This is a genomic window from Bradyrhizobium sp. Ken64 (assembly GCF_055807555.1).
On the sequence record NZ_JBVVPA010000005.1, the window covers coordinates 1 to 11422 of the forward strand.

11 protein-coding genes are annotated in these 11422 nt (G+C 62.8%); 7 read left to right on the plus strand and 4 right to left on the minus strand.

Annotated features, from left to right (window positions below; genetic code table 11):
• Positions 1 to 346 precede the first annotated feature (346 nt).
• A complete protein-coding gene (locus AC0L2F_RS10320) occupies positions 347 to 1495 on the plus strand; it encodes an ABC transporter substrate-binding protein (protein ID WP_473248296.1) in 1149 nt (382 codons plus the stop codon).
• 34 nt (positions 1496 to 1529) lie between these two features.
• On the opposite strand, the gene AC0L2F_RS10325 is transcribed toward AC0L2F_RS10320, so the two are convergent.
• The gene (locus AC0L2F_RS10325) at positions 1530 to 2288 is read right to left on the minus strand and encodes an SDR family NAD(P)-dependent oxidoreductase (protein ID WP_473248297.1); all 759 of its coding nucleotides are present in this window, start codon (positions 2286 to 2288) and stop codon (positions 1530 to 1532) included.
• A gap of 164 nt (positions 2289 to 2452) precedes the next feature.
• On the opposite strand from AC0L2F_RS10325, the gene AC0L2F_RS10330 reads away from it, so the two are divergent.
• The 6 genes from AC0L2F_RS10330 to AC0L2F_RS10355 are packed head-to-tail and all read left to right on the plus strand — an operon-like array spanning position 2453 to position 8318.
• On the plus strand, positions 2453 to 3712 hold the full coding sequence (locus AC0L2F_RS10330; protein WP_473248298.1) for an extracellular solute-binding protein: 1260 nt from the start codon (positions 2453 to 2455) through the stop codon (positions 3710 to 3712).
• A gap of 2 nt (positions 3713 to 3714) precedes the next feature.
• Positions 3715 to 4656, plus strand: coding sequence for a carbohydrate ABC transporter permease (locus tag AC0L2F_RS10335; protein ID WP_473248518.1), 942 nt, complete (start codon positions 3715 to 3717; stop codon positions 4654 to 4656).
• Entirely contained in the window at positions 4649 to 5497 is an 849-nt protein-coding gene (locus AC0L2F_RS10340; protein WP_027517157.1) for a carbohydrate ABC transporter permease, read from the plus strand. The genes AC0L2F_RS10335 and AC0L2F_RS10340 overlap by 8 nt, the downstream gene beginning before the upstream one ends.
• 22 nt (positions 5498 to 5519) lie before the next feature.
• Entirely contained in the window at positions 5520 to 6617 is a 1098-nt protein-coding gene (locus AC0L2F_RS10345) for a Gfo/Idh/MocA family protein (protein ID WP_473248299.1), read from the plus strand.
• A gap of 10 nt (positions 6618 to 6627) precedes the next feature.
• Entirely contained in the window at positions 6628 to 7272 is a 645-nt protein-coding gene (locus tag AC0L2F_RS10350) for a ThuA domain-containing protein (protein ID WP_473248300.1), read from the plus strand.
• The gene (locus AC0L2F_RS10355; RefSeq protein WP_007608629.1) at positions 7269 to 8318 is read left to right on the plus strand and encodes a LacI family DNA-binding transcriptional regulator; all 1050 of its coding nucleotides are present in this window, start codon (positions 7269 to 7271) and stop codon (positions 8316 to 8318) included. Before AC0L2F_RS10350 ends, AC0L2F_RS10355 begins: the two co-directional genes overlap by 4 nt.
• Positions 8319 to 8341: 23 nt before the next feature.
• Here AC0L2F_RS10355 and AC0L2F_RS10360 read toward each other — a convergent pair whose 3' ends face one another.
• Genes AC0L2F_RS10360 through AC0L2F_RS10370 form a run of 3 tightly spaced genes read right to left on the minus strand, consistent with a single transcriptional unit; the run spans position 8342 to position 11412 of the window.
• Positions 8342 to 8968, minus strand: a complete 627-nt coding sequence (locus AC0L2F_RS10360; RefSeq protein WP_473248301.1) for an FMN-dependent NADH-azoreductase — start codon at positions 8966 to 8968, stop codon at positions 8342 to 8344.
• Between the two features lie 3 nt (positions 8969 to 8971).
• A complete protein-coding gene (locus AC0L2F_RS10365) occupies positions 8972 to 10546 on the minus strand; it encodes an isochorismatase family protein (protein WP_473248303.1) in 1575 nt (524 codons plus the stop codon).
• 17 nt (positions 10547 to 10563) lie between these two features.
• Positions 10564 to 11412, minus strand: a complete 849-nt coding sequence (locus AC0L2F_RS10370) for an MBL fold metallo-hydrolase (RefSeq protein ID WP_007608636.1) — start codon at positions 11410 to 11412, stop codon at positions 10564 to 10566.
• Between the last annotated feature and the right edge of the window lie 10 nt (positions 11413 to 11422).

Here is an 11422-nt window from a genome sequence, read left to right on the forward strand (position 1 = left end):
GTGCGAGGTCAGCACCCGGCCTTCCCTGCGCCCTCTTGGACAAGAGGGTGGAATGACCAAGCAAAGCTCGGGCGAAATGCGCCGCGAGAACGCGGCGGTGCGTCCGCCTACCTCGGAATTCCGGTTCGGCGATCTATGTCTTGTCCCTACCGCTAGGGACAGACACGTTGCCGCGATCCGCTTAGCATGGTTCGCCCGGTTGCTCGGGACCGCAGGAGGAAACGCGTATGTCGGACGACATGCCTTCTGAGTGGCGACGGTACCTCGGGTGCAGCACCTGCAAGCTCGAGCCGGGGCGCCCGATGCAGCCGGCGGAGGCATCAAAGCGGACAGGGAGGAACCGGACATGAAGATCAGTTTCGCGCGAGCCTCGCTTTTTGTGGCATGCGTCCTCTATGGAAATGCTGCTCACGCGGACATCAAAATTGGAATCGTGATTTCGGCAAGCGGCCCCGGATCCGCACTGGGACAGCCGCAGCTAAAGACGGTTGAAGCTCTTCCGAAAGAGATCGGTGGAGAGAAGGTGACCTATATCGTCCTGGACGACGAGTCGGATTCGACCAAAGGCATCCAGAACGCACGCCGGCTGGTGATCCAGGACAAGGTCGACGTGCTGGTCGGCTCCTCTCTGACCCCGGTGACCATGCCGATGCTGGATGTCGCGCTTGAATCGCAGACGCCGCTGCTGTCGCTCGCTGCCGCTACCGCCATCGTTCAACCAATGGATGAGAAGCGCGCCTGGGCTTTCAAGGTCGTTCCCAATGACGACCTCATGGCGGCTGCCATCCTCAAGCATATCGCGACATCAGGCGTGAAGACGCTCGGCTATATCGGCGTTTCGGATGGGTATGGCGAGGGCTACTACAAGGAGGTGAGCCGCCTCGCGCCTGCGTTGGGGCTGACCGTGACCACACATGAGGTCTACGCGCGCGCCGACACCAGCGTCACCGGTCAGGCGCTGAAGGTGATGTCGACCAATCCCGATGCCATCTTCATCGCGTCCGCAGGAACTCCGGCGGTCTTGCCGCAGCAGGCGCTCCGCGAGCGCGGATACGCCGGGAAGATATTTCAAACACACGGCGTAGCCAGTGAGGAGTTCATCAAGCTCGGTGGCGCGAACGTCGAAGGTGCGGTATTCGCAGGCGAGGCATTTACCATTGCCGCCGATCTTCCCGCGGGAGATCCATTCCGTCGCTCGACGGAGGAGTTCTTGACCGCGTATGAAGCGGCGAACGGGCAAAAGCCCAACATGTTCGCTGCTCACCTCTGGGATCTCGTGGCGCTGATCGGAAAAGCTGCGCCGGATGCGCTGAAGATGGCAAAGCCTGGCACAGCCGAATTTCGCGCGGCTCTGCGAGACACACTCGAACGTGGCCAGAACATCTATCTCAACAACGGGCTGTCGAACATGAGCAAGGCCGATCACAATGGCTATGATGAGCGCTCGGCCTTTCTGATCAAGGTCGAAGGCGGAAAGTTTCGCCTGGCAAAGTAGCGGCGCGCTATTGCACGATCTGGTTTGGTCCGCCTCAGACCCAGCCGCCATCGACGATGTAGTGCTGGGCTGTGCAAGCGGAGGCTTCGTCTGAAGCGAGGAAGATGGCGAACTTCGCGACCTCGTCCGGCATGAGCTTGCGCTTCAGGCATTGTCGTTGCATCAGCTCGACCTCGCCCTCTGGCGTCATCCATTTATCGAGCTGGCGCTCAGTCATGATCCATCCCGGCGCTATCGCGTTCACGCGGATATTGTAGGGGCCGTAATCGCGCGCCAGAGAGCGTGTGAGACCGATCACGCCTGATTTGCTGGCGGTGTAGGCGGCCATGCCGCCTTGTCCGGCGATCCACGACACCGAGCCGAAATTGATGATGGCGCCGGCGTTCGCCGCCTTCATGTCGGGCAACACGGCCTGCGCAGCAAAGAACTGGTGCTTCAAGTTGACCGCGATACGGTTGTCCCAATATTCCGGTGTCATTTCCTCGGTGCTGTGCCGCTCGTCATGTGCGGCATTGTTGACGAGGATGTTGATCGCGCCGTGCGCGTTGCGCGCCTCCGCGACAGCGGCCCGCAACGCGGCGATATCGGTCAAGTCGACACGCATGAAACGCGCGCTAAGACCTTGATCCGACAGCTCGCGTGCCAGGGTTTGTCCCTCGCCAACCTTGATGTCGAAGAACACGACATTGGATTTCTGCTGGGCGAAGCGCCGCACGATCGCAGCGCCAATTCCGGATGCACCTCCGGTGACGAGAACGACCTTGCCGGCGAGGTCGGAATAAACGGCAGCCATGGATATCCCTCGATTTGCGTTGGGGCAGCGCGATGCGCAGCCCGACTCTCCCGCTCACCTTAGCGACCTCCTTCGTGAGGTGCATAGATCAGAATTTTAGTTGCGTACCTCAAAAATCGAAGGCAGGATTGCACCAAAGAATGAAAGCCGTCGGGAGGAATGTGATGAGACTGCTCGGGAAACTGGGACTGGCCGTTCTCGCCTGCCTGTTGGGGGCGAACCTCGCTGCGGCCGAAACGACGGTCAAGTGGCTGCACATCGAGGCCAACCCGGCCCAGGTCAAAATCTGGGAGGAGGTTGCGCGCGCCTATGAGGGGGCGCATCCGGGCGTCAAGGTCGAGATGCAGTTCCTCGAGAACGAGGCCTACAAGGCCAAGCTGCCGACCATCCTGCAATCCAAAGACCGGCCCAACATCATCTACAGCTGGGCCGGCGGTGTGCTGAAGACGCAGATCGAGGCCGGCGTGCTCGACGACATCACCGATTCTGTGAAAGGCTACAGCGACAGTCTCACACCCGCGGCGCTCGCCGCCTTCACCAGCAACGGCCGCGTTTATGGTCTGCCCACGGCGCTCTCGCAGGTCGGCTTCCTCTGCAACAAGGAGCTGATGGCCAAGGCGAAGGTCGATCCTGCCGGGATCAAGAGCTGGGACGATCTGCTTGCTGCCGTGAAGGCGTTGAAATCCGCCGGCGTGACCCCGATCGTGGTCGGCGGCGCCGACAAATGGCCACTGCACTTCTACTGGACGCATCTTGCTGTGCGCATCGGCGGCAAGGCGGCGTTCGATGCGGCGCTGCGCGGCGAGAACGGGGGCTTTGCCGGGGAAACCTTCCAGAAATCCGGCGAGCTGTTCAAGCAACTCGTGGATCTCCAACCTTTCCAGAATGGCTTCCTTGGTTTCAAGAACCCGCAGGCGGTCGGCTATTTCGGGGACGGCAAGGCGGCGATGACGCTCGCGATCAGCACGGTCTATCATCTGCAGCGCGCTCTCGCCGCTGACAAGGTCGGATTGACCGAAGACAAGATCTGCTGGTTCGACTTCCCGGTCGTGACCGGCGGCAAGGGCGCGCCGACCGATACGCTCGGGGGCATCACCGGTTGGCTGGTTACGAAAGGCTCGCCGAAGGAAGCCGTCGATTTCCTGAAATACTTCGTCTCCAAAGAGGTGCAGACGCGGCTTGCCGCCGGCAACTTCATTATCCCGGTGGTGCAGGGCGCGGATGTCGGCCTCAACAACGCCTTCATGAAGCTGATCGCCGCCAATCTGGCAAAGTCGAACTATCACCAGAACTTCTATGACCAGAGCCTGGGTCCGTCGGTCGGCCGCGTCGTCAACGACGTCACGGCCGAGATCGCCGGCGGCAGCATGAGCCCGCGAGAGGCTGCCAAGGCGATCGAGGCGGCGTGGAAGCAGGGCAACTGACGGTGGCGCGGCGGACCGCGAGCGTGTCGGCGATCGGCGCTGCTGGCGAGATGGTGCCCCAGGTCACGGTCCGTGGCCCGAGTTGGGACGGCAGGCTGACGGTGCTCATCCTGTTCCTGCCGCCGGCGCTGCTATTGTTCACGTTGTTCGTTGTGCTGCCGATCGGCGAAGCAGCCTGGTATTCGGGCTTCAATTGGAACGGGTTCGGCAGGCCGACCAGCTGGATTGGCTTGGACAATTACCGCTTCGTGCTGGAGACCCGCGCCTTCTGGCTCGCGCTGCGTAACAACGGCCTGATCATCGCTGTTTCGCTCGCCATCCAGCTACCGCTTGCGCTCACCCTGGCCTTGATGCTGGCCGAACGCTTTCGGGGGGCGGTGGCGCTGCGCATGTTGTTCTTCATGCCTTATATCCTGGCGGAGATCGCAACCGGGCTGATCTTCAGCTTCGTCTATGATGGCGACTACGGCCTTGTGGCTTCGATCTGGCGCAGCTTCGGCGCCGAGCCCCCGCATCTGCTTGCCTCGACGGATACGGCCATGCTGGCGGTGCTGATCGTGGTCGTCTGGAAGTACTTTGGCTTCCACATGATGCTGTTCATCGCGGCGCTCCAGGGCCTCGACAAGAGCCTGGTCGAGGCGGCGCGCATCGACGGCGCGACCCGATCGCAAGCCTTGCGGCATGTGGTCATCCCGTTGCTCTATCCGACGATAAGGCTCTCCGTGTTCTTCGCCATCGTCGGCTCGCTGCAGCTGTTCGACCTCGTCATGCCCCTGACGCGCGGCGGACCAGCGGACTCCTCGAACACGATGGTGAGCTTCCTCTACAACAACGGCATCTCGCGGATGCGGGTCGGCTACGGCAGCGCCATCGGCGTCATTTTGTTTGCGATCTGCGTGACCTTTGCCTTCACGTACAAGCGATGGTTCATGCGCGATGAGTAACGCCAAGGCGATCCGTGCGCCGTTCGATCCCTCAATGCTGTTCAAGATGGTGTTCCTCGCCGTCGTTGCCATCATCGTAGTGGTACCGCTGCTCGCGACCTTGTTCGGTGGCTTCAAATCGCTCGGCGAATTGCGCGTCAATCCGTTCGGCTTGCCACGTCACTGGGAGTGGCAGAACTATGCTGATATCCTGTTCTCGGCACGTTACTGGCAGCTCTTGCGCAATTCGCTGATCATCTCGACCCTCACGGTGGCACTGACCCTGATCGTCGCCTCGATGGCGGCGTTCACCTTCGCCCATATCCGGTTCTACGGCAGCTCGATGCTGCTGAGCTACCTGACGCTGGGCCTGCTGTTTCCGGCCGCGACGGCGGTGCTGCCGCTCTTCATCAAGGTGCGCGATCTCGGATTGCTCGATACATATTTTGGCGTTGCCCTGCCGCAGGCGGCCTTCGGTCTGGCGATGAGCGTGCTGCTGCTGCGGCGTTTCTTCAAGGACATCCCGTACGAACTGCTAGAGGCCGCGCTGGTCGACGGCTGCAGCTATATCAAATTCTTCCGCTATGTGACGTTGCCTTTATCCCGGCCGATCCTGGCGACCGTCGGTACCATCACCTTCGTCAACAGCTGGAACGCCTATCTGCTGCCACTGGTGATGCTCAACACCGACGCGCTCTACCCCTGGCCGCTCGGTATCATGGTTTATCAGGGCGAGTATTCGTCCGAGTGGCATCTGATCCTGGCCTTCATCACGTTGACCATCCTGCCGACGATCATTCTCTTCCTCCTGGCGCAGAAACACATCGTTGCAGGCCTCACCGCCGGCGCGGTCAAGGGATGAACGGTACCTCACGGAGATCACAATGAGAAAAGTCGGCATCGGCATCATCGGCTGCGGCAATATCAGCACCGCTTATCTGAAGGCGGCCCAGCGCTTCCCGGTCATGGAAATCAGGGCGCTCGCCGATATGCGCAGCGATGCGGCAGAGCGGCAGGGCGCCGCCTTCGGGCTGCCGGCAATGCGGGTTGATCAGCTGCTCAAGCGGGACGACGTCGAGATCGTCATCAATCTCACCGTGCCACTCGCCCACACCGACGTCAGCCTGGCGGTGTTGACCGCCGGCAAGCACGTTCATTCCGAGAAGCCGCTCGGCATCAACGTCACGGAAGCCCGCAAGGTGATGGATCTCGCCGCGCAAAAGGGTCTTCGCGTCGGCTGCGCGCCCGATACGTTCCTTGGCGGTGGGCACCAGACCGCGCGCAAGCTGATCGACGATGGCGCGATAGGCACGCCCGTGGCCGGCAGCGCGTTCTTCGGCTGCCCCGGCCACGAGCGCTGGCATCCGGCGCCGGGTTTCTACTATTTGCGCGGCGGCGGGCCTATGCTTGACATGGGCCCGTACTACATCACCGACCTCGTGCAGCTGCTCGGCCCCGTGGCGAGCGTGATGGGCTCGACCGCGCGTCCGAAATCCGAGCGGCTGGTCACGAGCCAGCCGATGAACGGAACGCTGATCCCGGTCGAAGTCTCGACCCATGTCGCCGGCACGCTCGAATTCGAGAGCGGGGCGGTCGTCTCGATCGCGATGAGCTTTGATGTGCCGAAGCACCGGCACGCGCCGATTGAGATCTATGGCGACAAGGGCAGCATGCTCGTGCCCGATCCGAACCGCTTCGGCGGCGAGGTGCAGGTCGCCAAGACCGGCGGCGACTGGGAGCCGGTGCCGCTGACCCACGGTCATGTCGATGGCGAGTTCCGTTCCATTGGCGCGGCCGATATGGCCTCCGCGATACTGAACAACCGGCCGCATCGTGCGAGCGGCGCGCTCGCTTTCCACGTGCTGGAGGTGATGGAAGCGTTCCAGATCTCTGCCGACGAAGGGCGACGCGTCAAGATCGAGAGTTGCGTCGAGCGGCCGGAGATGCTCCCGGCCGGGCGTGAAACCGGACAGATCGACTAAGGACAGAAACATGCGCAAGGCAATGATTGTATGGGGCGGTTGGCCGGGACACGATCCCGATCTCTGTGCTTCGATGATCCGCGGCTGGCTGAAGGCGGAAGGCTTCGAGGTGCGGACCGAAACCACCACCGCCGCGTTCGCCGATCCCGCGATTCACGACCTGTCGCTGATCATCCCGATCTATACCATGTCGAAGATCGAGAAGGCGGAAGCGCTCAATCTCTGCGCTGCGGTCCGGAGCGGCGTCGGGCTCGCCGGCCATCATGGCGGCATGGGCGACGCGTTCCGCGATTCCGTCGACTACCAGTTTCTGTGCGGCGGGCAGTGGGTTGCGCATCCCGGCAACATCATCGACTACAAGGTCGACTTGACGAAGCCGGATGATCCCATCATGAGGGGCCTGAAGAGCTTCGAGCATCGTTCCGAGCAGTACTACATGCATATCGATCCCGCCAACGAGGTGTTGGCGACGACGACCTTCACCGGCGAGCACGCGCCCTGGATCGAGGGCGTGGTGATGCCCGTAGTCTGGAAGAAGCGATACGGCGCGGGCAGGGTGTTCTACTCCTCGCTCGGCCACCGCGCTTACGAGCTCGACGTACCGGAGATCCGGACGTTGATGACCCGTGGCATGTTGTGGGCGGCGCGCGAATGAATGCTGGCGCGACCCAGCCGGTGATTCGCGCCACGCTTGAGGACGTTGCGCGCACGGCGGGTGTTTCGCTCGCCACTGTCGACCGCGTCGTCAACCGGCGCGAGGGCGTGCGCGCCAAGACCGTGGCGCGGGTCGAGGCCGCCGTGGCAAAACTCGGCTATCGAGCCGACGTCGCGGCCGCTCGGCTTGCCCGGGGGCAGACGTTCCGGTTTGCCTTCGTGCTGCCGACCGGTAGCAACAGCTTCATGACCAACTTGACCGAGCAGGTCCAGCGCACCGCGGACTGGCTCGCCGGCCAGCGCGGTTTCATTGATATCCTCCATGTCGACGTGTTCGATCCGGATGTACTCGCCGCCGCGCTGGAAAATCTCTCGCCGGCGTATCAGGGCGTCGCCGTCATCGCGCTCGATCATCCCAGGGTGCGCGCCGCGATCGACGAACTCGCCGCGCGCGGGGTCGCTGTGGTGACCCTCGTGTCGGACGCGCCGACCTCGCGCCGGATGCACTATGTCGGCATCGACAACCCGGCGGCAGGCCGCACCGCTGCAACGCTGATGGGACGGTTCCTCACTGGTCGCGAGGGGACGGTGGCCGTGATCGCGGGATCGTTGTCGCTGCGCGATCACACCGAACGGCAATTCGGCTTCCACCAGATCCTGTCCAGCGAGTATCCGAACCTGCTCGCGCTGCCGGTGATCGAGGGCCGCGACGACAGCGAGCGGACGCGGGAGCTCACTGCAGCACTGCTCGCGAGACAGCCCGACCTGCGCGGCATCTACTGCTGCGGCGCCGGGAACCGTGGCATCGCCGATGCGCTCGAGGCCTCCGGACGCGTGCGCGAGGTGGTCTGGATTGCGCATGAGCTGACTGAGTACACACGGCGTTTCCTGGTCCGCGGCGCGCTCGATGCCATCATCAACCAGGATCCCGGCCACGAGGCACGGTCTGCGGCGCGAGTCCTGCTCGCGCATTGTTCGGGTGAGCCCATCAGCCCCGACCAGGAGCGCATTCGTATCGATATTTTTTTGCGGGACAATCTGCCGTAACTTCGAGTCGCTTGCGGAGTGCATCAGAAGCTCGCGGCCATTGCTGCCAGGCGTTGATGGGCTCGTTCGCGGGCCGCCTCAATGAGCTCTGGCGGTCCGGTGGTTGGTCCGATTGGAATGAAACGGACATTGTTGATACCGACAAAACGCAAAATTTCGCGCAGGTAAGGCGTTGCCATGTCGATGCGCCCGCGGTTCATTCCGGTGGCGAAATCGCTGCCACTGGCAATGATGACGATGGTCGGCCGGTCCTTCAGCAGCGGGACATACCCTAGCGAAGGGTCGAACCGAAAGGTGAGGCCGGGCTGGACGATGACGTCGAACCATTGCTTGAGCTTATAGGGAATGCTGAAGTTCCACATCGGCGTCGAAATCAGCACCCGCTCGGCGAGCGCTAAGCGCACCGCCATCCGCTCGGCTTCCGCGAAGCTGTCCCGCTGCGCGTCGTTGAAGGCTTGCGCCTTCATCCGTGCATATTTGGCTTCGACAATCGGGCCTGAAAACTCCGGCAGGCGCTCGCGCCAGATATCCATGACGTCCACGTCCCAGTCGGGCCGAGCTCGGCGAAAGCCGTCGAGGAAAACGCGTGCGCCGGCGCTTGACCAGGAGTCGTCGCGGGGCGAGCAGGACAGGTGCAGGAGCTTCGCCACCGCTCATCCCAGCGCTTTGATGACCGCATCGGCCTTGGTTACGACGGCGACGTTCTGCATGGCGAAGTTGATCGACGCGGCGTGCCAATCGGCATTCATGGTCGAGCAGCAATCCTCGGGAACGATCATGAAGTAGCCCTTGTCGGCACCGGTCCGCGCCGTGTGCTCGACCGACATGTTGGTCCAGGCGCCGGTGTTGATGATCATGTCGCGGCCGGTGGCTTTCAGAATCGTTTCGAGCCGCGTGCCTTCCCAAGCACTCATTCGAACCTTCTCGACCACGAAATCGCCGGGCCGTGGTTCGAGACCTGAGACCGGTGCCGCGCCCCAGCTTCCGCGCACCATCGCCCTGCTGTCGACGAGCCCCTCGAACAGCGGCGCATTCAGCGTCACGCCGGGCGCGCCGGGCTCGACGACGAACCAGACATGAATGACGGCGACGCCGCGCGCCCGCGCGGTTTCCGCCAGGCGACGAACATTCTCGACGACATGCTGCTGGCGAGCATGCCCGGGCGCACCGGAATCGGCAAAGGCACCACCGTCCATGATGACGTCGTTCTGGAGATCCTGGATGATCATGGCGCAGCGTCGCGGGTCGAGCTGCATCTCACCATCGGCGAGGATGGGTGCAGCGGAAGCAGAGCCGGCGGCCGCTGTGCCGCCGCCTCGCTTGCCGCTCATATAGGGTTCGTGGCGCGGTCCGACCTTGGTGGGAATGGCATAGACCGAGTGCGTCGAAGTCAGGTACAGCGTGCGAAAATCCGGCCCGCCCCAGGTAAGGTTGGCGACGAGCTCGGGCAGGCGGAGCTTGCCGAGCAGCTCGCTCCGCGGCGAATAGACCCAGACCCCGCCGGGTGCGGTAACCCAGACGTTGCCGTGCTGGTCGCACTTCATGCCGTCGGGCAAGCCGGGCTCGAGCTCGGAGCGGATGCCGCTCGCGAATACACGCGCACTCGACAGCGAGCCGTCGCCGTTGACGTCGAATACGCGGATCAGTGACTGCACGGTGTCGTTGACATAGAGCAGTTTCTCGTCGGGCGAGAAGCACAGCCCGTTCGGCTGGTCGAACAGATTGCGGTCAACGACCAGCTTCGGCTCGGCGCCGGGCACGACGCGATAGACGCCCTGGAAACCGAGCTGCCTTGGCCGCTCGACGCCATAGACTGGCATGCGGCCGTACCAGGGATCCGAGAAATAGATTGCGCCGGAGGAGTGCACGCAGACGTCGTTGGGGCTGTTAAGCTCCTGCCCCCCAAAGTGCGACGCTAGCACCTCGCGCCGCCCGTCCGGCCGCTCGCGGATCAACGACGATGTCGCGTGCTCGCAAACGATCAAATTGAGCTCAGCGTCATAGGTCATGCCGTTGCATTTGTTCGACGGACGTTTGGCCTCGGCGATGCCGCGCCGCGCATCCCAGCGCCGGCGCACGTCGCCCGGCATGTCCGAGAACAGCAGATAATGATCGACCGGATGCCAGATCGGTCCCTCCGTGAAGTCAAAACCGGTGCCGATCTGCGCGGCCGGTGCGTAAGGATCGATCAGGGTCTCGAATTCGGAGCGCAAGGTGACGTGCGTCATCGTCCATCCTCTGGCGTCTAGGCCGGAAACCAGCTGCGCTGGGGCAGGGACTGCACGACCGGTCCAGGCACCTGGTCGTGCAGCCGGCCGACGACGGTGCCGCCTTCGATCTTGGCGGGACGGTCGTGGACCGGCAGCAGATAGCGCGAATTGCTGAGCAGCTTCTTGATGGCGGCCTTCTCGGCGCGCTTGGTGGTGCCGTGGTTCCCCGTGGTGCGCGGCTCCCAGTCATGGATCTCGTTGAAGGGCGTCACGATCTGGTCGTTGAAATCGTAGATCACGTCGCCGCAGATGGTGGCGATGCCGTCGGCGGTTTCGACGATGATGTTCATCGAGCCCTCGGTATGCGCATTCGCAGCGTCGCAGTAGACGCCCGGCATCAGCTCGATAGGACCTGTGATCTCGAGGTCGAGAAAGCGCAGCGCACTCTTGGTGTGCAGACGGTCGATCAGATGCTTGATATCCGGCGCCGGATATTGCGGATGCATCAGGCCGGACACGGAATATTCAAGCTCCCGACGGTTGAGGACGACGGTCGTGTTCATCGGAAACAGATCGTCCTTGCCGGCGTGGTCGATGTGCAGATGGGTGTGGCAAACGAAGCGCACATCACCCATCCGCACGCCGTGCCGCGCAAGCTGGTTCTCGATCATGTGCTCGTGATACTGCAGGCCGCGCATGCCCAGCGTTTCCATAATCTGGTTGGAGCGGTAACCCGTGTCTACCACGACCGGATACTTGCCGCCGAGGATCAGGAAACCGAGGGTGAGGACGCGGCGGGTGCGGCCGCAATCGCGGCCGAGAACCAAAAAGCTCGATTCCAGCTCAATATCGCCATAGTCCAGAATCTTGATCTCCAGCGGCATTCCGTCCCTC

Bases quoted from the DNA above. Each gene is read 5' to 3' on its own strand.
- AC0L2F_RS10320 (WP_473248296.1), top strand. From the start codon at position 347: ATGAAGATCAGTTTCGCGCGAGCCTCGCTTTTTGTGGCATGCGTCCTC.
- AC0L2F_RS10325 (WP_473248297.1), bottom strand. From the start codon at position 2,288: ATGGCTGCCGTTTATTCCGACCTCGCCGGCAAGGTCGTTCTCGTCACC.
- AC0L2F_RS10330 (WP_473248298.1), top strand. From the start codon at position 2,453: ATGAGACTGCTCGGGAAACTGGGACTGGCCGTTCTCGCCTGCCTGTTG.
- AC0L2F_RS10340 (WP_027517157.1), top strand. From the start codon at position 4,649: ATGAGTAACGCCAAGGCGATCCGTGCGCCGTTCGATCCCTCAATGCTG.
- AC0L2F_RS10345 (WP_473248299.1), top strand. From the start codon at position 5,520: ATGAGAAAAGTCGGCATCGGCATCATCGGCTGCGGCAATATCAGCACC.
- AC0L2F_RS10350 (WP_473248300.1), top strand. From the start codon at position 6,628: ATGCGCAAGGCAATGATTGTATGGGGCGGTTGGCCGGGACACGATCCC.
- AC0L2F_RS10355 (WP_007608629.1), top strand. From the start codon at position 7,269: ATGAATGCTGGCGCGACCCAGCCGGTGATTCGCGCCACGCTTGAGGAC.
- AC0L2F_RS10365 (WP_473248303.1), bottom strand. From the start codon at position 10,546: ATGACGCACGTCACCTTGCGCTCCGAATTCGAGACCCTGATCGATCCT.
- AC0L2F_RS10370 (WP_007608636.1), bottom strand. From the start codon at position 11,412: ATGCCGCTGGAGATCAAGATTCTGGACTATGGCGATATTGAGCTGGAA.